Below are 23,762 nucleotides of genomic sequence, written 5' to 3' on the forward strand. Positions count from 1 at the left end.
GCCGAAACTCTCAAAACACCTATACACCTTCAGACTTATGGGTAACAGTAAGCCTGTCAAGGGGGGCGAGGGGGTTCACCCATCGGCGGCGATCCTAAAGAACCTCTGGACACTTATGATACCGAGACAGACGGACACAACGCTGTCAATGCCGAGGCACACCTTGACCAGATGATCCGCCTCCTCCGAAATGACGGCGTGCAGTTTCCTAATAACCGGACGCTGAAATTTGCTACACTCGATCCACTTGAGGGGGATGTCCTCCACGCCGAAGGGAGTTGGGAAGATGACGATACGGAACGCCTCGTCGCAGTCGTATTCGGTCCACAACACGGTCCCGTAACGGCACTGCAAGTCGAGGATTGCTTACCCATTGCATCACGTCGCGGATATGATGAATTGGTGTTTGCAGGCTTCAGTTTCGATGGTGCCGCACAAGCCATCATCCAAGAAGATCCGAATCCGAGGGTCCGTATCCATATCGCGCACATCAACCCCGATGTTGCCATGGGTGGGCTGCTCAAGGAAACACCTTCGACACAATTATTCACGGTGTTCGGAATGCCCCGCACAGCACTTGAAGAGACAACCAACGGAGAATACATCGTCAAGATGGAGGGTGTGGATGTCTACAATCCGGTAGACAACACAGTGAATTCCGCAGGCGCGGACAAAGTCGCGGCGTGGTTCGTTGATTCCGACTACGACGGTCGCACCTTCTGTATCACGCAAGCCTTCTTTCCCGACAAAAAAGCGTGGGACAAAATCGCCCGCGCCCTCAAAGGTGTCATCGACGAAGAACAGTTTGAGAAGTTCAGCGGCACAGAATCCCTTCCATTTCCCGTCGGTGAGCATGGACAAGTTGCTGTCAAAGTCATTGACCCACGTGGGAATGAGGTGATGTTGGTGCATAAGTTGGGAGAGCAGCGGTATTAAAAGTAGTAGGTACACGCCGTGTATTGTCCGCTAATGGATGAGAACGTGCGATAAATCGCACTACTACAAACAGGGCTGTGATTTTCCCGGCGGGGTGATATGTGTTCATTGTCTGAATCGCGGATGACACGGATGAACGCGGATTGTAAACCGCACTCGTTGTTTGCATTGCCAGTTTTAGCCCAGCGTGGCGAAAGGTGTATAAAAAACGGTGCCTCCAATTCCAAATTAACAGATAAAGAATTTGACAGGGCGTTTTGGATTATGATATACTTAAAGTATCCATAGGAACGTCATAATATTGTTTAATCCAACTTCCGGGCAGGGAACATGATGGACGAAGAACGCCAAAATTCACATGATGACTCAGAAAAACTCTATGAGTTATACGTTAAAGAGGAAGAAGATCTCTCTAAGCGTGATCTGTCAAACGTTGAAAATCTGGACAAAGCAATTCTCTCTTTATCAAGTGCAGGTTTAGGGCTATCATTGGTTTTGATAAAAAACGTAGTTGAACTGTCAAAAGCCGATCATCTATGGGGTCTATATGGCTCTTGGCTGATGTTTGTCCTTGCGATTACCTCCACTCTGTTATCATACCTTTTCGGTCAACGCGCATTAAACAAACAACGCGAGTTCAATGAAAAGTACTATTTAGAGGGCGACGAAAATGCCGGAGAAAAGATATCCCGGGCATCACAGATAACGCGTATTCTGAGTTATGTTTCTGTCTTTACCTATATTGCTGCTGTTTCTTGCACGGTTCTATTCATTGGGTTGAATTTAGAAAACATCCACGCAAGCGGATAAACTGCATGAGCAGTGCCGTGCGTTTTACTTACTATAAATATTGGAGGAACTATTGTTATGAAAAATAGAAAGTCCATTCGGAAGGCTGCTGGCCCTCGAAGACCGCTTCGCAAACCACCAGGGAAACCCCTGCCTCCTTCTTCTCCGGCCAAACCTGCTGGGAATAGGCCGGCACAACCTTCCCCACCCCCCAAAAAACCTGCTGGCAAATAGGTAAGATTTGCCCAAGAGCGCGCCCTTCATAAAGGGCGCGTTGTTTTTGCTGGTATTTTCTCCAGAAACCGCATCCACAGACCTATCTTGGAGAACAAACCCTCTCTGAACTTCGATGAACTTCAGCAAACCAACGATTTACATAGGTTTCCGACCAACAACTCACTTTTTTCAAACTCACGTTAGACAACCTAAGCCTTAATCCGCGACGCTTCTTATTTTTCCGTTTCAAGAATGTCATTCGTTTGCCCTCTCTAAAATTCATTCGCAACAAGCACGAGATCCAGAACGTTCACAACGCCGTCACCGTTCAGGTCAGGTGCTGCTGTCCCGAAAGCGTTTGCGGCAATCACTAAATCCAGAACGTTCACAACGCCGTCACCGTTCAAGTCTCCACTGGGTGATTTAAGATACATTTCGCCATCGAGGTCAGGAATCACATGCACGCTAGCTGATTGCTGATTGCTGACACCTGTCGTTTCTACCGGCAAACGGATAATTTGCTCCTTACCGCTCCGATTATAGACAGCCCAGCCATTGGTATATTCCCGGATAAAGAGGCCCTCGATATTCTCATAGGTCTCTGCCTTCTTTCCGATCGGACGACCCAAGTCGGCATCCCAGAAATTATAGTAGAGACTACTCGATAGACTCTGATGTACGTTTACGTAGCCGTCTGAATGTGTGAGACTCAGTGTCGTGAACACACGCATGTTTTGAAGATTGTGAGGTGATTGTGGATCGGCATAAGTTGGAAGTTTGGCAGCTAAAAAAGTAAAGTTCGGTTCCCTATAGTTCGCTTCGTTCCAGAGAAGTGCCTCCTCATAATTGAGATAGTCTTGACGGGTATAATACGCAGCCTCCCCCGTTCCTTGCCACTCTGACCCCCAAGTTTCCATGAGTGCCCCATTGATATACGGAGCTGAGCGTGGAATTTTGCGCCATACTGAATTTACAGCTATCAGAAAATCGTCTGCTGGCACCGCCTCACGAATCTTCTGTAGAATTTGCAACCGCGCCTGAAGGACCTCCTCCTGTGGAATCCCATGATGATCTCCAGACTCATTCCAATTATCGAGAATGATACCATCATAGAGACCGCAGTTAGCAACCGCAACAGCTTGAGCGACGATCATTTCAATGACATCCGGGTTCGTGAAATCAACCATATCATTAAAATAACCTAAATTGCCTTCAGCATCAAACCACTCCTCCCTTACAATCGTGCCATCAGGGTTGCGCAACCAATAAGGTGAATCTTCCGTGAACCCGAAGCGATAACCATCATAGTAGCGAATCTCAGCAAGTAACAGTACATTAGGGTTCTCATGAAAAAGGTTCGCATGATCTTGTTTTATCCTCTCAATATGCCAAGGCCCCTCACCAGCACGCACCTCACCGCCGAAAGGCGACCTATCGAACCAGAGCCCAGAATAAAAAACAGACGTATCTCCAAAGAAATCCGATCGAGACGGCTCCACAACTTCTAAACTTGTTGCGTACTTTGTTCTCACCATGTTCGACCCGCCGATCGAAGGATAGGAACGCGCATCAAGACGTTCCGTTACAGGTTTCACATACAGTGGCGACCCAAAATCACACATCCAGTGTCGTAATGCTTCTATTACTCTTGGATGCGCGGATACAAACTGACCTACACCTGAATCTGGGTTGTTCCGAATATCAAGATACCCCAGATTTGTCAGGTTCAATAAGGGTGTGAAATCGGCAATTTGATTGTTCTGTAACTCAAGCACCTCTAATTGAATTAAATTTGAGAGCGGTGAAATATCAACAATCTGATTCCTAAACAATTTTAGTTCTCTTAGGTTCCGAAGATCTGAAAGTGGTGTTAGATCGCTAATCTCTTCATCCGCAACCAGTAACGTCTTAATATTTGTAGCGTGTTCCAAGCCTTTGAGACTTTTAACACCGCGGGCATCAAATATCAGCTCGTAAAGTTTCTGTAGGTCTGCAATTGTAAGCGTGTCAACACCTAACGTCTCAGAGATCACGCGCCGGAGGGTTTCATCAGGCATCCAATCTTCCGCAGTGAGTGCTGAAACAAAAATTTGAGAGAGTAAAATTATCAGAATAAGTGTTATCCGTTTTTTCATTTATTCCTCCACGAAAGGACGCATGCAATTCCTATATATCCGGAGTGCCTTACCCACGGCATCTTCCAAATCATCCTTGTTAGGGCTTTTGGGTGTGCTCAAGTCTACGACCTCCACATAAATATTTCTCTAAGCATACCATTTCCTCGGTTGACTTGTTTGCTTGTCAACCAATAAAGCTAATATTTAGACGGGCAAAGAATTCTCCTGTGAAGTCAAAACAGTTCACCGGACACCTCCGCTGTAGTTGTAGGGAGTGGTGAGGCTAATTGGGGGCATCGGACCGAAGTGCCAACATCCAGAAACGTGGTCGCGACGACTGTCGTTAGCGGCAAAATTTATATCATTTGAGGCATTCGATACCGAATTTCGGGCGGTTAACCCAAAAGATAAACTGTCAACACACTGGGGCAAATTGAAGAAACCCAATTAATGCATCTACTACCGATGCAACACGGACACCCGAATCTGCTCCCATTTCCGTTTCGACCGCTGCGTCGCGACCCGCCTCTTAAAGACGGTTTCCTCTTTAAACCCTGCGTCAGCGATGATCGTTTCTAAATTCCCAATCGCCTTCGGTCCTGAGGCATCCGCATATCCTAACAAAATAACGCCATCCAGTTTCAGGGAATCTGAGACCTGTGCGAAAAAACGTTTCACCGTTTCCTGTTTTTCATCGTGGATAGCGAGTTCTGCTCGGTTACGCACACGGGCAACAACCCACGGGGCATTGAAAATAATTACATCGAATTGATGTGAAAGAAACGGGTCAAACAGGTCGCCAGCGGGCATCACGTGGACAGGGTCTGAACCAGGTAGCAGTTGTTGAAGGTTGAGTTTCGTTGTTGCGACCGCTTCAGGAAGCAGATCGGATGCATACAATTCAACCTGTTCCCCCAATTCCTGCCGCGCCAACAACGTCAAACATCCACTTCCACATCCGATGTCGGCAACGGTAGAAGGCCCAGATTGACAGACATATTGGAGTGCCTCCTGAAAGCATTCGATTGTCTCTTGTGAGCGTGGGGCAAGGACATTTTCAGAAGCGACAAGCGAGGTGTCGAGGGCGCGGATGGGGTAGGTGTCTGTCAACGCGTGTTGAATTTGTTGGATTTTTGTGAGAGAGAGGAGGAAGGGTTTGCCTTGGTTCGCGTCCGCGGGTTCCCCAGCAAGTTCCAACAGATAGGGGAAAACAGGCGCATTTTCAGCCTGTAAGATCCCATCTGCATCTGCCCAACACATCAGCCTTGCTAAGGCTTCCCTCAAACCATCGTTTACGGATTTCCCGCGCGAAGTTCTCCGATCTCGTGTTCTATCCTCACGCTGCGGGTGCTGAATCAAATCCCGTTTGTGGCGTTGGATATAATCCATCAGCGCCGTAATCTGTTCCCATTTTCCCTCCACAATAGCAACGCCGCCGTGTCGGATATGTGTGAAGATCCGATTGAGGTGTCCTAATTCTTGATGCAAGAACAGTTTGGCGCGTGCGCGCGCAAAAACTGCATCCCGGCATTCAGCAGGGACGTAAAGCTCACCGATGTTGCTAATAGAATAGAAGGAAGTCATTTTTTGGAAGATTAACAAGCGTTATACGGCTAAGAAATCTGGACAATCTTACCGGTTTTGACGGATTCTGCTTCTTTATAGCAGAGCAGGAGCGCGTCCCGCGCGCCGACACCGGACAAAGCAGTCGGTTCATCTTCCCAGTCGATCGCGTCAACAACGTATTGAAGTTCACCGGTAAAAGCATCAATCGGATCAACTTCTCCTAAATCGACCTGTTCCACTTCACCTTCGTCGTTTAGAAGTGTCAGTGGCACTGCTGTAGCGGCTTCACCTGCTAACGTTGAAAAGTCGTAAAGGAGTGTCGCTTTTTCAAGGTAGATTTCAAACCCGTGCGAAAAAGCACGTCCGCGTTGAGAGACCGCACCCGAGGAGCAACTCACGGAGAGTTCCTTATCGTTATAGATGTATTGGGTCGTCAGGTAATCGACATAGTTGCCGCTGGCGAGTTTGCCTTGTGAAAACACTGCGTCAGGGACACCGCAGAGCAGCTGAATGAAATGGGTATCGTGGATATGCAAATCAATACCAGGTCCCCCGCTTTTTTCGATATCGGCAACGTCTCGTGACCAACTCGGTTTAGAGATAATCCGCTTGAAATGCGCGCCGAGGAGTTTACCGTATTTTCCCTCTTCCACCACTCGCTTCGCGTAAGCGTATTCAGCAAAGAAAGGCAGCACATGTGCGACCATTAGGAAACAGGGACCTTCATTGGCTGCTTTCCGTTCTGCCCCGATCTTGTCTGCAAGTCCGACGAGTTCATTGGCATCGTCCATAGAGATAGAAATCGGTTTCTCGACAAGGGTATGTTTTCCTGCTTCGAGGGATGCCATACTCACGGGTTTGTGCAGATGCGTCGGCAGACAAATATCGACCAGTTCAACCTCTTCATCGGCGAGGAGTTCATCAATCTCGCTATATTTTCGGACGTTTGAGAGATCTTCCATGCCACCTCGGGGTCCGAAATTCCCTTGAATGCCCGTCCAATCGCCAGCGAGTTTCTTTGGATCTCGTGTGCAGATAGCAACCACTTCAGCACCCGTAATCCGCTGAATGGCGTAGTAATGAATCATGCCCATAAATCCGATACCAACGATTCCAATTTTTGTCATTTCTCTACCCCTATTTCATAGAAGAAAGCACAAGTACCGCCCGTTTTGCAGGAGATGCCTGTGCTGTTAAATCTTTATACAAGACTGCGTTTAGTGTGCGCTGGTTTTTGACTTGATACTGCCCCACGTCGTTGTGGCTTTCTCGCGCGGTGAAACCGCAAGGAAACCCTCGTTCATTATTTCGTTGATTTCAGCCTCGCTGAGCGCACGCCGCCAGACCGCAGCTTCGTCGATAGAGCCGTTCTCAAAGGTATAATTCGGACGGTCTTTAGAGCAGCCGATCCGTAAGTCCTGATCGTTGGTGCCTTTGAAGTCAAACTTTTCGTCTTTCTCCGCGGCGACTTCGCCATCAACGTAGACTTTCATGGTCGTCCCGTCATAAGTTCCAACGACGTGATACCATGTCTTCTCATCCAACCCATGCGGCTGACTCAGGGTGGGTCTACCGTTGCCCGTTCCCAAGAACATATTAAAATTCTGACCCGAGTTGAAAGCACCGATGCCGTAGGAGGAATGCTCGCCCCCGTTATGGCAGTTTTTGTCGAACCACTGGGCATCAGTTCCCCAAGAGTCCTGATTGATCCAAGCCGCCATCGTGATTTCACCCGTGATTTTCAGGTCATCGGAGGCTGGCACATTGACACAATCCGCGCCTATGCCTGTAATGCGAATCGCATCCCCGTATTTACCCTTCACAATTTCGGTATTGGCAATAATATCGGCATCAAGTCCGTTGCCGGAATCGTCAACAATGGTCTTACCCTTAACAGCGTCAAACGTGAAATAAAGGACGAGTCCTTCCGCGAGATCTGCCGTGGCGGATCCTACCGCTATAAACATCAACGCGCTGAGGCACATGGCGTAACCCAGTAACTGTTTCATCCTGTTTCTCCTCTTGTGAAATCTTCTTACATCAGAAAGGTCAGTTTGCTTGTTGGAAGTAGTGAGAGTATATCACAGCCCCTTGAAGAATACAACTAAAAGACCTCCCGTTTAATATTGCCCCACGCCGTAGCGGCCTTATTCTTCGGCGAGACATCAAGCAAAAAACCCCGCATCGCACTTCTGATTTCATCTTCACTGAGGACACGGGACCATATCGCAACTTCGTCAATAGAACCGTTTTTAAATGCGTACTCCGGTTTATTCTTCGCACAGCCAATCCGCAAATCCTCGTCATTTACACCCTTAAAGTGAAACTGAAATGCGGGGGGGAGGGTGCCAGGAGGATTAACGATTTTCCCGTCGAGATAGAGTTTTACACTTTCGCTGTCGCTGGTTGCTACAATATGATGCCATGTTCTATTCCGCATGTCACTCTGAATGATGAAGCGCATATGATTTTCGCCGCCTAAGATAACCCCGATTCTCGAATTATGAACCTCAGCTCTATTGAAGACCCCCATGCCGTATAAACTATTGGAGACTCTGCTATAACAGCCTTTATCAAACCATTGAGACGTGCTTTCCATCCAGTTTTTGTGGTACACCCATGCCATCATCGTAATCTCTTCACTGATTTCCAAAGCATCTGTGGACGGAATATTTACACAATCTTCCGTCTCCTTCGTAATGCGGATTGCCTTTCCATATTTGCCTTTGACAAATACAGTATTTTTGATAACCTTGGCATCCAGACCGTTCCCAGATTCATCAAAGACCCGCTTACCACTAACGTTGTCGAACGTGAGATGAACGATAAGGTCATCGGCAAGATCTGCTGTAGCATATCCTATTGACACAAGCATCAGAACAAGAAATAAAGGGTAGTAAAATAGCCATCCCATTTTTGCCCTCCTATATGGTATATGGAGTTCCAATCCTAAAAATCCTGATTCCGACAATCAACATCCCCAATTACCAGCTGCCTAATTAGAGGCAAGCACTGCGTTCATGAATTCTTCCCATCTGCCCTCAAATTTTTCTCCAAACTCGGATTCTCCACCGGTTGCAAGGGGACCCCGGAGCATCGGTTTGGTTGCGTTACCCTTTTCCCACAGCGCCTTCCCGCCGAAATCGTTATGAAGGAAATGGAGTGCTACGCCGGCGCGTTCTTTATCCGTGAGGTTCGACTTGGTGCAGTGTGCCACGCCGTAGCAGAAGAAGAGCACACCCCCTGCCTTGAGTTCGATCGGGACGGCACGTTCTTCGGGCGGATCGCATCGAATATGGTGGTCACTCAAGGGATCGCGGTAGTGCTCGTAACGCTCCCGATGGCTCCCCGGTATGACGTGCATGCAACCGTTTTCAACGTTTGCGTCGTGGATGGCGATCCACATCGCAGTGCCTCGTAACGGATCCGCAATTTTGAAATAGGCGTTGTCTTGATGCCAACTCGTGCCGATACCGACTATAGGCGGTTTCCAGAATGCCTGATCCAGTTCCAACATGAATTCATCTCCGATAAGTTGTTGAACAACGGAAATGACCTTCGGGTGAAAGGGTAACGCTTTGTGCAAGTCGCTGCGGTTATTGAGTGGAATCACTTGAAGATTTTGCCGTTCCCCCGCATCGTCCCGCTTGGTGCCATCTGTTTGTACAGCGCAATTGATACCCGTTCCGTTTTTGAGCTCAGTGTCGTAGATCCGTTCTAATTCCAGTCGGAGTGCCTCCGCTTCAACGGGATCGAAAAAACCTTCGATGGCAAGATACCCACTGTTTCGGAAGTGCGCGAGCTGCTTCTCACTTAATTGCATTATCGAATCACCTTTTTATTTTTGCGAGTCCGGTACAGTTTAAAACCGCACCTACCATAGCTACGGTTAAGCCATCTCTCTATGGAATATAATGGCACGACGTGTGCATATTTCTCTTATTGTCTTTTTGCGCACGGCACAATAATAGAATCCACCATGCCGTGTAGAATCTTTTTGTCTGCTGGACAAACTGCGGCTTGCATGCCCCCGAGCTTAACAGTATTGCCGACGACGAAATAGTATGGACGGAGCAGTGGACGACACGTCATCTCTTGCACATCACCAACATCGAAATCGTAATACTGCATCCGGACCCGTTCGGCAGTGTGGAATTTCTGGAGGACGTGCGGGTTTTTCTCGAAATTCTCAAGACTGTTTTCAATAACGGCTTCCCACTCCTCTGTCGGAAGATCGTGTCCAATTGCTACGCCGCGGCTCCCCCATGCGAGTTCGGAAAAGCCCGAGGGTTTAATGACCAATTCCCGTTGTTTTTGCGTCACGGGTCCGAGCTGCCGCCAATCCGTTACGGGGTTTCCGTCCACCTCTAAATTCGGAATTACAGCGTGTGGAGGTAGGGGACGCGCATCCATAATCCATGTCTCTGGAATAACTTGTTGTAGGAACGGATAGGTCTTTTTACCGAGATGGCGTTTCCAAAACGGTTGGAGCGTCGGATGATGAAAAAGCGCGAGACACAATTTTTCTTCCAAATAGGATTTTGGCGGTGGTGTCATCACAACGGTGCGTTTCTTCGCACCATAAAACATTAACTCCACTTTCGGGATATTGGGCAGATCAAACAGTTCATAGAAACGATAAAACACATCGACTTCCATCTTACCTTCTATCGTTTCGACAAGTAGCGCATCTTCGGTAAAAATTACCTCGTGCGGTTTGACGGTCCGAGTCTCCAGTCCCGCCTCACAAAGTGCTGCGGCAAGCCATACCATCTCCGCCCAATAATCTTCCGATTCGTCTGACACAACGATAGCGAGTGTAGGATCGTCCTTCTTAGCCAAGGCACGGATCATTTCGGCATATCCGTTCACCATTCCGTCGCTGCCACCGATGATGCTATAGCCGAGTTGTGCATAGAGCCGCGCTAAGCATCCTGTTCCCCCAATAAATCCGGGAATCGAGTCGAGTTCGGTAATCGCCATACCGTCACCGGTAGGGAGAATGTCGGGACGTAGCACACCGGGGAGGTGGCCCTTAAAGCGGTTCATCCGTCCATACTGGATAACGGGTTCCGGTTTGCCGAGTTCCAAGTACTCAGCGACCCAGCCGGGTTGAATACCCCGCACGCTTTGGGAATAGAGTAGATTGCAGGCGCGATAGAAATTTAAAAGATGCGTTCCGAGTTCCTCAAACCATCTCAAATCCGATTCGGAAATCCAGAACGGTTCCGGGGAGATACGCCAAGACGTGTTGCAATCAGGATGGACTTCCCGTTTTTCTGATTCAAAGAGTTTCGCCTTCGGAATTTCGTCGTTAATAAATAGGCATTTCTGTTTAGCATCCAATTTTTAATTTTTCCTTGCGGTTCGGTCCGGTAGGTGCGGTGTTTTTGATAGGGGTCTTTGCTTGGGTATTTCTGCGGATTTCCCTCCTAACCGCACCGATTCCGAATTGCCCACTTAATTGTAGACGTTACTATAAAAGCCTCATCTTCGCTACGGAAGGAAGACCTGCTTAACGAAGTCGATCTTCTTCTGTTCAGCGATGGTTTTCAAGACATGCCGCGGCACAGGACTATCCACATTGATAAGCGTCACGGCGATTTCTCCTAAACGCGAACGTCCGACAGTCATATCCGCGATGTTGATACCGTGCTCCCCGAGAATCGTTCCCATTAATCCTATCATTCCGGGCTGGTCGCTGTTATAGATGAGGAGGATATAACCGGTCGGTCTCACGTTTATATGAAGTTGATCTATTCGGACGATGCGGATGTCTTTTTTTCCGAAAGCCGTTCCCTCAATGACCGATTCGCCTTTATCGGTTGTGACTGTTATCGCGATGGAGTTGGCAAAATCCGCTTCTGCCTCACTCTTTGTCTCTGTAACCGCAATACCGCGTTGCTTAATCAGAAAAGGCGCGTTTACATAGTTCACGTTCGTGAGCACAGGTGTTAAAAGCCCTTTCTGTAAAGCGACAGTTATCGGTGTAACGTCTTCTTTCTGGAAGAGCGTGCCGTTGTAATGGATTTTAATCGCGGAGATCTGCCCTTCAACAATTTGTGCGTGAAAACTGCCAATCTTTTCGGCAAGTTCCAGATAGGGACCTAAAATGTCCAGTGTTCTCGGATCAATTTTAGGTTGATTGACAGCATTCGCGACGGGCTGTCCGCGGAGCGCGTTCATCACCTGCTGTGCCACCTCAACAGCAACATGCTCTTGTGCTTCTGATGTAGACGCGCCGAGATGTGGCAGTGCGAGCACATTTTCTAAGTCCAGCAGTGGGGTTTCGGTTGCAGGCTCGCTTTCAAAGACATCAAGGGCAGCACCCGCGAGTCGTCCGGTTTTTAAGGCGTGATAGAGGGCGTTTTCATCAATAATACCGCCACGGGCGCAGTTAATCAGGAGGCAACTCGGCTTCATCAATGTAAACTCCGATGCCCCCACACTATGATATGTTTCGGCGTTGAGATGTGTGTGGACAGAAATATAATCGGATTCCTGAAAAAGCACGTCCCGCTCAACGATCCGAATGCCGATCTCTTCTGCTGCACTCGCTGAAATATACGGATCGTAAGCGATGATTTTCATTCCGAAAGCCTGTGCGCGTCGAGCGACCTCCCGTCCAATCCGTCCGAGCCCAATCGTGCCAAACACCTTCCCGTATAACTCAACCCCGATGAAGTCGTTGCGTTTCCATGTTCTGTTTCGGAGTGAAATCCCAGCAGGTACAATGTTGCGTGCCAGTGCCAAGAGCATCGCGATGGTATGTTCCGCCGCCGCGATTGTATTCCCCGTTGGTGTGTTGACGACTAAAATACCGTTTCGCGTTGCGGCTTGCACATCAATATTATCCACGCCGACCCCAGCGCGCCCGATGACCTTTAATTGGCGCGCGTTGTTAATCACATCCGCAGTTACCTTCGTCGCGCTTCTGATAAGCAGGGCATGGTAGTCAGCAATCCGGTCCAGCAGTTCTTCATGAGAGAGATTGAGGTCAACGTCTACCTCAAAATCACCGCTCTCTGCTAAAACATCTAAACCTCCCTCGGACAGCAGGTCGCTGACCAGTACCTTGTTCATACGTCTAAAATCCTCCACCCGTATCGCGTTAAAACGGCTATTTGCACCCTTCCATCTGTAGAGTATCCTTAAATTATAGCATGTCCGAAACTCCCTGTCAACAACATTTTGCTTTACGACAACTCAATACTATTGGACATATTTTTTCTTCTGTGGTAGTATATATGCCAACATCCATCGTGCATTCGCACAAGGCACGAATTACGAAAAACATGGAGGCATGAATATGTTAGGCCTGGGTCCGTGGGAATTATTGATTGTATTGGCTGTCGTGTTACTCATATTTGGCGGAAAACGTCTCCCCGAGCTGGCGCGAGGCCTCGGTAAGAGCGTTACGAACTTTAAAGCGGGACTCAATGAAGAACAGTCAGAGGAAACCGAAACCACAACACGAGCACAACAAGAGAATGGAGGACCACCAAAAGAGAAAACTGGATAGAGAAGCACCGGATCTCCACTGGGTTCACCCCGACTTGTAAGCGCATACGCCGCTCGCAATTTCTATACCCTTCTTAACTCACAACCGATAACTGAAAGCGAACAATGAAAGATAAGTTACCCGATTTTCTTCAGAATGTAATTGACGAATACCCTGAGGTCTGGAAAGCGTATCAGGCACTGGGTGAGGCGTGTGGGACCGCCGGTCCGCTTGAGCCGAAAACCGTGAGACTTGTGAAACTCGCATTGGCAATAGGCGCGAAGTCTGAAGGCGCAGTCCACTCGCATACACGACGTGCCCTTCGAGAAGGCATTACGCCAGAGGAGTTGCAACAGGTGGCACTGCTCGCCGTGACCTCTATCGGCTGGTCTTCGAGTATGGCGGCATTATCTTGGATTCAAGATGTTGTGGATAAACAGTCGTAATTTAAAGGTTTTTTATCTATGAAACCTGCGTTATTACGCCGCAAGGTAAAATTAAAAACTTTAATCCTCGCGGCTATCCTCTTATGCCTCACGCCATCTCTTAGCAGAACCGAAACGACAGCAGCGTTTCCGCAGGGCGTTGAATACGTCAAACTTCGACTCTATCCGCAAGCAGTGGATACCTTTAAATCGATCCTATCCCGCGATCCGACAGATGTGAACGCGCTTTTCCAACTCGCAAATGTCTATAAATTGCAGGATAAACTGGAATTAGCGATTCAGACATTTAACACCCTTTTGACGCAGCTTGCAAACCGAAACTTCACAATTACGAATTCAAAAAACGCGCTGACAATAGAACGGATTCATGGATTAACGCACCTCGCGTTGTCGGAAATCTATTGCAAGCAGAGCAAATTAGACACCGCCGAGCAGCACGCCAAAGAAGCCGTGCAGCGATGTCCGACGGATGCGGATACGCATTATCGTCTCGGTTACATTTACACACATCAAGCGAAATTTGATCCCGCACTCACTTCCTTTCAAGACACCCTCGCACACAATCCTAATTTCGCCGAAGTTTACGAATGGCTCGGTTTGATCGCACTCATGCAGCAAAAGCCACAGCAAGCCGTGGAGCATTATCAGCAGGCAATCAAAAGAAAGCCTTATGTTCAGAGTGCGTATTACAACCTCGCAAAGGCGTACCGACTCCTCGGTGATACGGCAGCAGCGACGGAACAACTGAAACTCTTCCAGCAGATGAAAACCTACTACGATCGGACCTACGCCATTGAAGGGGCTTTGGCAGAAGACCCACTCAACACGGCACTTCGACTCGAATTGGCGGAAATCCATCTGACACACAAACACATCTCCGCCGCAATTACGACCTATCAAAGCCTGATTCGCCTGAATCCAGCGTCGGTGACGGGATACGATAAACTGGGACGCCTCTACATGGACCTCAACATGCCCCAGCGTGCCATCCCGTTCTTCCTGAAAGTCATTGAACGCAACCCAAACGCTGTGGAGGCACATGTTCGGTTAGGGTGGCTCTATACAACACTGAAGGCGTTTGACAAGGCAGAATTACATCTGCAAACCGCTATAGAGAAGATGCCGGGACTTACCTTGGCATATCACGGGTTAGCCGAAATTTACACGAAACAGGGACATCTTCAGAAAGCGATAGATGTCTACCGACACATCACAGAAATCGCGCCTGACGATGACGACGCTCGGAAGGCGTTACAAAACTTAGAACACTTGAAAAAGCGTTTTTAATTATTCCTTATGTCGAAAACCGACTTGAAAGGGATCCCATCCCTCTATCGCCTTTTCGTATTCGCACTTATCGGTTTCCAATACTGCACACTCGCGTTTGCAGAACCGATTTTCGTCGATGTCACGGAATCGGCGGGCATAACCTTTCTCCATACCGACGGCAGAAGCGGCTTGAGACTCTTCAATGAATTCCTCGGATCCGGCGGTGGATTTTTTGATTACGATGGAGACGGCGATCTCGACCTCTACCTCATCAATGGCGCGGTTCAGACGGGGAACGCACAAAACCAAACACCCCATAACGTCCTCTACCGAAACAATGGCGATAATACCTTCACGGATGTCACCGACACAGCGGGTGTAGGAAGTCGTGCCTACGGGACAGGTGCCGCTGTCGGTGATTACGATAACGATGGCGATATAGATTTATACGTCGCCAACTTCGGTGAAGATCAACTCTATCGGAACAATGGCGACGGAACCTTCACGGATGTGACAACACACGCCCGAGTTGGCAATGCGAACTGGGGCACCAGTTGCGCGTTTGCGGATGTAGATAACGATGGGCATCTGGACCTCTATGTAGCGAACTACGCCGCGTATACACCAGAGAACGACATTCGATGTGAAGAACGCGGGGTTCACGTTTATTGCGGTCCGCATGCGTATCCACCCGTTCACGATACCTTCTACAAGAATAACGGAGATGGTACTTTCACCGATGCATCGGCTTTGTTCCATCCCGCCGACCTGATTCCCCAGCACGGGTTAGGTGTAGCGTTTGCCGATTACGATGCCGATGGCGACACCGACCTCTACGTCGCGAACGATCAGGATCCGAACTTTCTGTTTCAAAACAACGGAAGCGACAATTTTTTGCCCAATTTTTCGCCCAATTTTTCGGAAGTTGCATTAATTTCAGGCGTGTGCTATAATGATATGGGTAAAGAAGAAGCCGGGATGGGTACCGATTTCGGGGACTACGACAACGACGGGTGGCTCGATCTCACCGTCAGCAACTACCAGACCGAAACCAATACCGTTTATCATAACCATGATGGCACCTTTTTTACTGACAATACAATTACATCAGGGATCGCGGAAGTAACACACGGCTATCTGGGATGGGGCATCAAGTTCTTTGATTACGACAATGACGGATACCAAGATATCTTTGTCGCCAACGGGCATTTGATGGACAACATCACCTTACTTGAGAAGCATGTAACCTATCCCCAAAGGAATCTGTTGTTCAGGAATTTAGGCGATGGCAGATTCGCCAATGTCATGTCAGAGATGGATGGCTTGACACTGGAAAAGGTCAGCCGCGGCGCTGCTATCGGCGATTACGATAACGATGGCGACCTTGATATCCTTGTCACTAATTGCAACCAACGACCCGATCTGCTCCAAAACGCAATCGGGAATCGAAACAATTGGATACAGATTCAGGTCGTCGGACAGAAAAACAACCGCTCTGGGATTGGCACAAAGATTAAAGTCGTCACGGGAACACACGTCCAACATTGGGAAGTCCAGAGTGGCGGGAGTTATCTCTCTTTCCACGACCTGCGTGCCCATTTCGGCGTTGGTAAAGCGGAACAGATTGATCTCCTTGAAATTCGCTGGCTCAACGGACACATCGACCGAGGAACGCACCTCCCTGTCAACCGAAGGTTTATGGCAGTTGAAGGGAATGGGATTGTTCCGATCCCTTAGCCAATTCTAAAAAGATGCCTGCTTAAGGCGGGTCTCTATGGAGGAAAAATGAAAACCCTATTGATAATGCTAACACTTGTCGCGTTTACGGCATCTTTTGCCTACGCGTTGAACGAACCCGAGGATTCAATGATCCTCTACTTCTCTTTCGATGAGATTGATGGAAAAAACGCCATTGACCATTCACTCTATGAGAACCATGGCGAATTAGTTGGCGCGCCGAAACTTGTTGAAGGCAAATTCGGTAAGGCTTTGGAACTGAACGGTAAAACCGACTGGGTTGTAGTTCCACACGCTGACATTCTCACTGTTGATGAGAGCGTAACCGTCATGGCTTGGATCAATACCGAACGCCATCAGGGTCCCAACGGTCAAAGGTGGCAAGGCATCGTTGCGAAAAGCAACAATCCACGTTCTTACAGTTTCTACACCGAATTCCCGAGTGAATGTTTACACCTGAGTGTCGGTGGCGGAAGCGTTTGCAACAAAAAGGTTCCGTTAGAGGAATGGGTCCACGTCGTTGCCCAGGTAGCTGATGGCTCGGTACACAAGTATTGGGTGAACGGTGAAGCGGCTGGTGAATTCCCTGGCAAAGGCGCGCCGCCCGGTAAAGCCGATCAAGCCGATGTCCTGGTGGGGAGAACACACGAAGGTCAACGCGAATTTCTTGGACTCATTGACGAGGTCCGTATTTGGAACCGTGCCCTCGATGAGGACGAGGTTATTGACCAGATGGAGAAAGGCTATTTCGAGCTTTTTGCCGTTGATCCGCGCCAAAAACTCGCTACAACCTGGGGACACCTGAAGACCTCACAGCGATAAAATCCGTCCGAGTGCGCGCTTCTGGATTGCAACCTCAATTCACAGCGCGCTACAAACAAACAATAGGAGAACATATAACGTCATGAACGGGAAATTTATTGCATCCGCGAACATAGAACGAGACGAACTCGACTGGGGAACAATCGGTTGGCTCAGTCGTCCAGAAAGCACAGGCGCGAAAGACATTGTCGCCATGGAAGTCAGCCTCTCTCCCGGATATGGACACGATTTCCATAAACACCCAGACCAAGAAGAGGTTATCTACGTCATAGAAGGCAGCGTCGAACAGTGGCTTGAGGATAAGAAGCAGACACTCAACGCAGGGGATTCTGTATTTATCCCAGCGGACATGGTCCACGCCTCTTTTAACGTCTCTTCTGCGTCAGCGAAATTATTTGTTACCCTCAGCCCCAGCAAAGGCGCAGAGGGGTATCAACTCATCGATGTTTACGATCAGGCACCGTGGAATACGCTCCGCTCCTAAGAGGTTTTCTAAAGAGTGTAGCACGCAACAACGGCGCGGGCGGACACGAAACACGGAACGCTTATGCCAAACTATTTTCATAGCGCGCAAGCAATACTGGAAACACGAGAGCGGATGCGTGAGTTCTACGAAACATCCGAGACCTATAAAGGGCTTCTATCTGCACACGATGAAACCTATCTCCGACACTACGTAGAACTGGTGATCCGTTATGCACCGCCCCGTTCCAAAATTCTTGACCTTGGATGTGGGAACGGCATTTCAGCGCGGCTGCTCAATCAGGCGGATTTTGATGTCATCGGCACCGACATCTCTCCGCTTTTTCTCGAAGAGGCGCGAGCATGGGAAAATTCGAAACTTCGCTATCGGGTGTGCGATGTGATGGAACTCCCTTTTGAAAGCGATTCCTTTGATGTTATCTGTTCAAACGAATTGGTTGAACATCTACCTGACGTAGAAACGGCGTTAACCGAAATGATGCGCGTTGTATGCAGGGGCGGGAGAATTGTGATCTCGGGACCAAATCTCTGTTCACCCATCATCCCGTTCTTTGATTGGCTGAACCTGATGTTTGGCAGACCCGGCAGACCCGTTTGGGGTGAAACGAAACGACAAGCGTTGCAGCAGTTTATACGCAACTGCAGGCTCTATGTCCAGAAGCGGCTCTTGACACCTCCGACAGTGGCACCGAACTTCATTTACCGTGAACCCGATTTACAGGCGGATGCCATCGGTGGAGATGCAGACAGTGCCTATTATGCCAGCCCTATTGATCTCGCTCAATTTTTTCGGTCGCACGGGTGCACGATCGTCAAGAAAGCCGTTGGCTTCGGGATAAAAGGTAGAATTATCGCAGGTGCGTTTCCTTACCTGAGTCCTTATATCACCATGGTCGTCGAAAAATGAACATTCGTCCAGACGATTTTGTCTTAGAGATAGGGAGCGGTCACAATCCGAAAGCACGCTCGGATGTCTTATGTGATAAATTTATAGCGGATGACGAGCAGCGCGGCGGTGTCATCGTCGCCGACCGCCCGATTGTGGAAGCGGATGGGCAGTTTCTGCCGTTCGTTGACCAGGCATTTGACTATGTTATCTGCTCACATGTATTAGAGCACGTCGAAGACCCCGAGCGACTCATTGCCGAATTAGAGCGCGTCGCACGCCGTGGATATATTGAAACCCCGTCTGAAATAGGAGAACGCATTTACGGGTGGCACTATCACAACTGGGTCGTCAACTTGGTCGATGACTGTCTGATGCTGCGGCGGAATGAAGGACAGTCGCAATTCGGGCAGCTCTTCCATAGGTTAGTGGCGACGGACAAACACTGGAAACGGTTTCATCTTACGCACCATAACCTCTTCCTGGTCCAGTACGAATGGGAGGATAAAATCAACTACGAGATACTCCCAGATCAGGAGCCGGCATTGAATTTAGAATGCCCAGATACCCTTGAGAGGCTCATCGCGTCGGGCAATGGCACTTCGGAACAAAATGAATGGCTGCTACTTCTTAAAAGCGTAATCCCGCGGCGCATCGTCTCTCAGGCGAAATCGCTGTTGGTAAGAAGCAAAAACCGTCAGACAAAAACGTTGCACGAGATTCTCGTTTGTCCGCAGTGTAAAGGTGAAATTACATGGGAAAAACAACGGCTCCACTGCGAAGTATGTGAACGGCACTATCCAATTATTGACGGAATTCCGAGATTCACTTTTTAATTTTATCTTGTGGAGTATTATTCCGCAAATCTATAGAGGCTTGCGTAGAGGGCATTTGAACTTTGACGTGTGTTCCATCTATCCGTCCTCCATTTCATTACGGACTACTGTTTTTGGATTATCTTAAGGGAAATTGGCTTAAGACGGTAGCCTGCAACAACGGCGCAGGCGGATATGAGAAAAAAGCGTCAACAAACCAACCACTTCATCTAACGCCTTGCGAACAATTAAAAATATGAATGTCATACCGAAAGAATTTATCCGTGTGATGCCAGATGCCCTGCGGAGCTTCATCAGTGCCGCTTTCCAGAAGGCAGGCACCTCGGAAACGGACGCAGCACATATAGCTGACCTACTCGTCCTCACCGATCTGCGCGGCGTATTCAGTCATGGCACCTGGCAAACCCCGGGATATGTCGGGATGATGCTTGACGGCAAAGTAAACCCACGTCCAAACGTCCGTTGCATCGATGAATCCCCGACGACAACGATCTACGATGGTGATGGCGGTATGGGACATTTTGCGGCGTATCCTGCAGCAAAGGCAGCCGTCAAAAAAGCCAAAGAGATGGGATTGGGTGCCGCAACGAGTCGGAACCACTTCCATTTCGGGAGTGCTGGCAAGTATTCACGACTCGCCCTGGAAGCGGATTGCGCCGGGTTTGCGGTCTCCTGCCACCGTTTTCGGCACAGTCCTGACGCTCCGATTGCCACCGCAACGGGGGCATCACCGATGAGTTTCGCGATTCCCGCGGGTGACCAGCCGCCTATTGTTGTTGATATGGCAACCGGTATTGATGCCAAACTACCATTGGAAGAGGCATTTGAACAGAGTCCTGCCGCGTTCTTCAAGATGTTGGGCTTGAGTCATGTGAGTCATGCACTCGGTGGATTTATGGCGGGCATCTGGCTATTCGATAAACCCCCGGATCCGCCAACAATCTGGGAGGGTGCCAATCAAGGGGCGTTCATTGCCGCGATTGACATTTCCCGATTCCGACCGATTGACGAATATAAAGCAGAGATCGATCAACATATCCACGAGGCACGACAGATGCAACCCGCACCGGGGTATGAACGTTCGGATCTACCCGGTGGCTTAGAATGGGAACGCGAACGGGAATGGGCTGAAATCGGTATCCCGATCGGCAAGGCACATCAAGAACATTTGAAAACGGCTGCTGAACGCGTTGGCATTCCACTTCCGTTCTAAATAAAGTAGTCGGCAGTCAGGTCGGATTTTTTCAAAAATCCTTTCAGCAGTCAGTTAAGAAAGTATCGTTTAACGAAGGTTCCCTCTTTGCTGATGGAGTGAAGATATTAGGAATGCCGTAAGCAAGCCAACAACGGAGGCTTGCGGAACTTAACCGTAAAGTCTTTATGTAACCAAAACTGCCAGTTAACGCTTGGCGAACAATTAAAAAAATGAATACAAATACAAACAACAGAGAAGATCGAAATATTGTGATTATTGGCGGTGGCACCGCCGGGTTTGCCGCGGGCGTTTATACGTCTCGCGCAATGCTTGAACCTATCCTGATTACAGGAGAGGCACTTGGTGGACAACTCTCTTTGACGCTTGACTTGGAAAATTATCCCGGTTTCTTCGGCAACGAGGCGGGGGTTTTCATACAAGGCATGCAGGAACAGGCAGAGCGGTTCGGCACCGAAGTTAAATTCGACACCGTAACAGCGGTCGACTTTTCGCAACACCCGTTTGCCATCACCACCTACGAGAAAGAATACCGCGCAAAATCTGTGATCATAGCGACAGGGGCATCGCCACGCACACTTGATATTCCCGGCGAAGAGGAATACGGCGGACGCGGTGTCTCCTATTGTGCGACGTGTGATGGGTTCTTCTTCCAAGATCAGCGACTGATTGTCGTTGGTGGAGGGGACGCTGCGTTGGAGGAAGGCATCTTCCTAACCAAATATGCTTCCGAAGTATATATCGTCCATCGCCGCGATCAGCTCCGTGCGAGCCAGATTATGCAGGAACGCGCCTTCAAAAACGATAAAATCAAGTTTATCTGGGATACGGTGGTCGAAGAAATTAATGGTGACGCAGAACAAGTGACGGGTGCCACCCTCAAAAACGTTAAAACCGGTGAGACGCAACCCTTCCCGATCGACGGTGTATTTATTTTTATAGGACATATTCCGAACACAGAACTCTTCACAGATGTCATAAATATGGATGAACAAAGGTACATCATTGTCGACGAGATGCAGCGCACAAACGTAAATGGTGTCTACGCCGCAGGCGATGTGCATGACCATGTCTTCCGCCAAGCGATTACTGCTGCAGGAGCCGGTGCCGCAGCTGCGATCGCCGCTGAAAAGTTCGTCGCAGAATTAGAGAACCGTGCCTATCCCGGAAATTAATCGCAATCCCTGATTGCGGGATGTATAGGAGAAATTTGTGCCAAGAGAAAGACTCGCACTCGGTTTAGATTCAAGCACACAGAGCCTATCCGCTGTCGTCATTGATATAGACACCGCCGAAAAATGCTTTGAGCATTCGCTTGACTATCGCGCCGATGCACGCCTCAATCACTTCGGTATTGGAGAAGACTACATCTTACCGCCGAGAGAGGAAGGCGAAGCCGAACAGCCGCCGCTGATGTATCTCGCCTCACTTGACGCGCTATTTGCTGACATGCGCGAGGCGGGCATTCCACTTGAGAACATCAGCCTCATCAACACATCAGGACAACAACACGGACACGTCTATCTGAACCGAGATGCCGACACACTGCTGGCGCAACTCACACGTCCGGACGCGGTGACCTCGTCCCTACAAATCCTGTTAAAAGACGCGTTTGCGTATCCCAACGCCCCCATCTGGATGACCGCGAACACGACCGCACAAACGGAGGCTGTCCGAAACGGGGTCGGTGGAAAAGCGAAGATGATTGACCTTTCCGGTTCGGATGCGCCGCTCCGCTTCACAGGTACCGTTGTGCGCCGTGTCGGAGAACAGTTCCCTGAATGTTACACCGCGACAGCAAAAGTCCAATTGATTAGCAGTTTTATCCCCGCAGTGCTGACCGGTAACGCGGATGTGCCTATTGATTATGGAAACGGATGTGGGATGTCGCTCATGAACTACCGAGGCAAGGTGTGGGACCCCGCCCTATTGGCGGCAACCGCGGAAGGCTTACCGGGGGGTGTGGAAAGACTCCCATCCAAATTGCCTTCACTCGCACGTCCAGATTCCATCGTGGGCAGTCTCGCGGCGTATTACGTAGAGAAGTATGGCTTCGATGGTCGTTGTGCTGTGATCGCCGGTTCTGGCGACAATCCGCAGTCGAAGGTCCCTGTTGCCGGAGATTTGCTGAGTCTCGGAACCAGTTTCGTCAACATGGTGTCAACCGACGGGGATACACTCGACCCAGAGGGATTCGCCAACGCCATGTATGACGGCATTAACCGTCCCTTTATGTTTGGATGTCGCACAAACGGTGCCATGGTATGGGATGCCGTGAGGAGTCAATACGGCTTATCGAAAGAGGAATACGCGCCCGCAGAGGCGGCGTTACAGACTGTTGCCCCCGGAGAGTTCATGACGTTTTGGCAACCCAAGACGGAGTCTTTCCCTGTCTCTGGTGCGTTTGAACGCATCCGCGCCACCGCACAATCCACATTGGCAGAGGATTATACGGGTATTATTGAAACGAGCCTCGCCGCGGTTTACATTTACTCCGCCGTCTTCACGAAGCAGACACAGGATCCCTTGTTTGTAACGGGCGGAGCAACAGAGAGTCCTGAAATCATGCGGCGTGTCGCAGGAATCTGGAACAGACCAACGCTCCCCGTAGAGACAGGAGGGGCTGCACTCGGTGCGGCTGTTGCAGGGGTCAAGGCCCTTTTTGATGCAGCTGGCAAGTCAAAACTTGCTATTGAGAAGGGGGATGCAGATGCGGATATGGTGGCAGAATCCTTTGATGTTGAGGCGTTCAGTGCTGTGGTCTTAAAGCGCGGTGAATCAATCCAGCCAAACCCTGCAGACGTTGCCGCCTATCATGGTGAAGGGAAATACCTCCAGCAATTTCGGGAAAAATACGAAAAAATTATAGCGGAACACCCAATATAGGATAGGACTTACGCACTCCCCCGGTAGGTGCGGTTTCTAACCCCACCGATAGAAATAAA

21 protein-coding genes are annotated in these 23,762 nt (G+C 49.3%); 13 read left to right on the top strand and 8 right to left on the bottom strand.

Features of this window, described 5'->3' with window-relative positions:
- The first annotated feature begins 171 nt into the window (after positions 1–171).
- Both F4X88_17915 and F4X88_17920 read left to right on the top strand, forming a co-directional pair.
- Positions 172–936, top strand: coding sequence for a hypothetical protein (locus tag F4X88_17915; protein ID MYA58164.1), 765 nt, complete (start codon positions 172–174; stop codon positions 934–936).
- A gap of 330 nt (positions 937–1,266) precedes the next feature.
- Entirely contained in the window at positions 1,267–1,746 is a 480-nt protein-coding gene (locus F4X88_17920; protein ID MYA58165.1) for a hypothetical protein, read from the top strand.
- Between the two features lie 467 nt (positions 1,747–2,213).
- Here F4X88_17920 and F4X88_17925 read toward each other — a convergent pair whose 3' ends face one another.
- The 8 genes from F4X88_17925 to F4X88_17960 all read right to left on the bottom strand — a co-directional run bounded on the left by F4X88_17925 (position 2,214) and on the right by F4X88_17960 (position 12,707).
- Entirely contained in the window at positions 2,214–4,076 is a 1,863-nt protein-coding gene (locus tag F4X88_17925) for a hypothetical protein (GenBank protein ID MYA58166.1), read from the bottom strand.
- A 441-nt stretch (positions 4,077–4,517) separates the two neighbouring features.
- Entirely contained in the window at positions 4,518–5,642 is a 1,125-nt protein-coding gene (locus tag F4X88_17930; protein ID MYA58167.1) for a class I SAM-dependent methyltransferase, read from the bottom strand.
- 29 nt (positions 5,643–5,671) lie between these two features.
- Positions 5,672–6,751 carry a Gfo/Idh/MocA family oxidoreductase gene (locus F4X88_17935; protein ID MYA58168.1) on the bottom strand — a complete coding sequence of 360 codons (1,080 nt, stop codon included), beginning with the start codon at positions 6,749–6,751 and terminating at the stop codon, positions 5,672–5,674.
- A gap of 90 nt (positions 6,752–6,841) precedes the next feature.
- The gene (locus F4X88_17940) at positions 6,842–7,633 is read right to left on the bottom strand and encodes a LamG domain-containing protein (protein MYA58169.1); all 792 of its coding nucleotides are present in this window, start codon (positions 7,631–7,633) and stop codon (positions 6,842–6,844) included.
- A gap of 95 nt (positions 7,634–7,728) precedes the next feature.
- Complete coding sequence (locus F4X88_17945; protein MYA58170.1) at positions 7,729–8,538, bottom strand: LamG domain-containing protein; 810 nt, start codon at positions 8,536–8,538, stop codon at positions 7,729–7,731.
- Between the two features lie 81 nt (positions 8,539–8,619).
- Positions 8,620–9,447: a phytanoyl-CoA dioxygenase family protein gene (locus F4X88_17950; GenBank protein ID MYA58171.1), complete on the bottom strand. Its 828-nt coding sequence runs from the start codon at positions 9,445–9,447 to the stop codon at positions 8,620–8,622.
- Positions 9,448–9,563: 116 nt separating this feature from the next.
- Complete coding sequence (locus tag F4X88_17955; protein MYA58172.1) at positions 9,564–10,970, bottom strand: hypothetical protein; 1,407 nt, start codon at positions 10,968–10,970, stop codon at positions 9,564–9,566.
- Between the two features lie 150 nt (positions 10,971–11,120).
- The gene (locus F4X88_17960) at positions 11,121–12,707 is read right to left on the bottom strand and encodes a phosphoglycerate dehydrogenase (GenBank protein ID MYA58173.1); all 1,587 of its coding nucleotides are present in this window, start codon (positions 12,705–12,707) and stop codon (positions 11,121–11,123) included.
- Positions 12,708–12,933: 226 nt separating this feature from the next.
- On the opposite strand from F4X88_17960, the gene tatA reads away from it, so the two are divergent.
- The 11 genes from tatA (at position 12,934) to F4X88_18015 (ending at position 23,703) form a co-directional block, all read left to right on the top strand.
- The gene (gene tatA, locus F4X88_17965; GenBank protein ID MYA58174.1) at positions 12,934–13,146 is read left to right on the top strand and encodes a twin-arginine translocase TatA/TatE family subunit; all 213 of its coding nucleotides are present in this window, start codon (positions 12,934–12,936) and stop codon (positions 13,144–13,146) included.
- 104 nt (positions 13,147–13,250) lie between these two features.
- Positions 13,251–13,571, top strand: a complete 321-nt coding sequence (locus F4X88_17970; protein MYA58175.1) for a carboxymuconolactone decarboxylase family protein — start codon at positions 13,251–13,253, stop codon at positions 13,569–13,571.
- Positions 13,572–13,589: 18 nt separating this feature from the next.
- Positions 13,590–14,858, top strand: coding sequence for a tetratricopeptide repeat protein (locus F4X88_17975; protein ID MYA58176.1), 1,269 nt, complete (start codon positions 13,590–13,592; stop codon positions 14,856–14,858).
- A 9-nt stretch (positions 14,859–14,867) separates the two neighbouring features.
- Positions 14,868–16,577, top strand: a complete 1,710-nt coding sequence (locus F4X88_17980; protein MYA58177.1) for a CRTAC1 family protein — start codon at positions 14,868–14,870, stop codon at positions 16,575–16,577.
- A 48-nt stretch (positions 16,578–16,625) separates the two neighbouring features.
- Positions 16,626–17,399: a LamG domain-containing protein gene (locus F4X88_17985; GenBank protein ID MYA58178.1), complete on the top strand. Its 774-nt coding sequence runs from the start codon at positions 16,626–16,628 to the stop codon at positions 17,397–17,399.
- Between the two features lie 82 nt (positions 17,400–17,481).
- Positions 17,482–17,883 carry a cupin domain-containing protein gene (locus tag F4X88_17990; protein MYA58179.1) on the top strand — a complete coding sequence of 134 codons (402 nt, stop codon included), beginning with the start codon at positions 17,482–17,484 and terminating at the stop codon, positions 17,881–17,883.
- A 63-nt stretch (positions 17,884–17,946) separates the two neighbouring features.
- Positions 17,947–18,789: a class I SAM-dependent methyltransferase gene (locus F4X88_17995; protein MYA58180.1), complete on the top strand. Its 843-nt coding sequence runs from the start codon at positions 17,947–17,949 to the stop codon at positions 18,787–18,789.
- Complete coding sequence (locus F4X88_18000; protein ID MYA58181.1) at positions 18,786–19,604, top strand: methyltransferase domain-containing protein; 819 nt, start codon at positions 18,786–18,788, stop codon at positions 19,602–19,604. Before F4X88_17995 ends, F4X88_18000 begins: the two co-directional genes overlap by 4 nt.
- A 235-nt stretch (positions 19,605–19,839) precedes the next feature.
- Complete coding sequence (locus F4X88_18005) at positions 19,840–20,817, top strand: Ldh family oxidoreductase (protein MYA58182.1); 978 nt, start codon at positions 19,840–19,842, stop codon at positions 20,815–20,817.
- Positions 20,818–21,029: 212 nt separating this feature from the next.
- Entirely contained in the window at positions 21,030–21,992 is a 963-nt protein-coding gene (gene trxB, locus F4X88_18010) for a thioredoxin-disulfide reductase (GenBank protein ID MYA58183.1), read from the top strand.
- Between the two features lie 37 nt (positions 21,993–22,029).
- Entirely contained in the window at positions 22,030–23,703 is a 1,674-nt protein-coding gene (locus F4X88_18015; protein ID MYA58184.1) for a xylulose kinase, read from the top strand.
- Positions 23,704–23,762: the final 59 nt, after the last annotated feature.

This window comes from Candidatus Poribacteria bacterium (genome assembly GCA_009839745.1).
Lineage (GTDB): Bacteria > Poribacteria > WGA-4E > WGA-4E > WGA-3G > WGA-3G.

What these genes read in the sequence shown, in the direction of transcription:
- F4X88_17970 (MYA58175.1), top strand. Translation starts at nt 13,251, where the DNA reads ATGAAAGATAAGTTACCCGATTTTCTTCAGAATGTAATTGACGAATAC.
- F4X88_17920 (MYA58165.1), top strand. Translation starts at nt 1,267, where the DNA reads ATGATGGACGAAGAACGCCAAAATTCACATGATGACTCAGAAAAACTC.
- F4X88_17930 (MYA58167.1), bottom strand. Translation starts at nt 5,642, where the DNA reads ATGACTTCCTTCTATTCTATTAGCAACATCGGTGAGCTTTACGTCCCT.
- F4X88_17960 (MYA58173.1), bottom strand. Translation starts at nt 12,707, where the DNA reads ATGAACAAGGTACTGGTCAGCGACCTGCTGTCCGAGGGAGGTTTAGAT.
- F4X88_17945 (MYA58170.1), bottom strand. Translation starts at nt 8,538, where the DNA reads ATGGGATGGCTATTTTACTACCCTTTATTTCTTGTTCTGATGCTTGTG.
- tatA (MYA58174.1), top strand. Translation starts at nt 12,934, where the DNA reads ATGTTAGGCCTGGGTCCGTGGGAATTATTGATTGTATTGGCTGTCGTG.
- F4X88_17985 (MYA58178.1), top strand. Translation starts at nt 16,626, where the DNA reads ATGAAAACCCTATTGATAATGCTAACACTTGTCGCGTTTACGGCATCT.
- F4X88_18005 (MYA58182.1), top strand. Translation starts at nt 19,840, where the DNA reads ATGAATGTCATACCGAAAGAATTTATCCGTGTGATGCCAGATGCCCTG.
- F4X88_17915 (MYA58164.1), top strand. Translation starts at nt 172, where the DNA reads ATGATCCGCCTCCTCCGAAATGACGGCGTGCAGTTTCCTAATAACCGG.
- F4X88_17980 (MYA58177.1), top strand. Translation starts at nt 14,868, where the DNA reads ATGTCGAAAACCGACTTGAAAGGGATCCCATCCCTCTATCGCCTTTTC.
- F4X88_17990 (MYA58179.1), top strand. Translation starts at nt 17,482, where the DNA reads ATGAACGGGAAATTTATTGCATCCGCGAACATAGAACGAGACGAACTC.
- F4X88_17925 (MYA58166.1), bottom strand. Translation starts at nt 4,076, where the DNA reads ATGAAAAAACGGATAACACTTATTCTGATAATTTTACTCTCTCAAATT.
- F4X88_17935 (MYA58168.1), bottom strand. Translation starts at nt 6,751, where the DNA reads ATGACAAAAATTGGAATCGTTGGTATCGGATTTATGGGCATGATTCAT.
- F4X88_17950 (MYA58171.1), bottom strand. Translation starts at nt 9,447, where the DNA reads ATGCAATTAAGTGAGAAGCAGCTCGCGCACTTCCGAAACAGTGGGTAT.
- trxB (MYA58183.1), top strand. Translation starts at nt 21,030, where the DNA reads ATGAATACAAATACAAACAACAGAGAAGATCGAAATATTGTGATTATT.
- F4X88_18000 (MYA58181.1), top strand. Translation starts at nt 18,786, where the DNA reads ATGAACATTCGTCCAGACGATTTTGTCTTAGAGATAGGGAGCGGTCAC.
- F4X88_17940 (MYA58169.1), bottom strand. Translation starts at nt 7,633, where the DNA reads ATGAAACAGTTACTGGGTTACGCCATGTGCCTCAGCGCGTTGATGTTT.
- F4X88_17975 (MYA58176.1), top strand. Translation starts at nt 13,590, where the DNA reads ATGAAACCTGCGTTATTACGCCGCAAGGTAAAATTAAAAACTTTAATC.
- F4X88_17995 (MYA58180.1), top strand. Translation starts at nt 17,947, where the DNA reads ATGCCAAACTATTTTCATAGCGCGCAAGCAATACTGGAAACACGAGAG.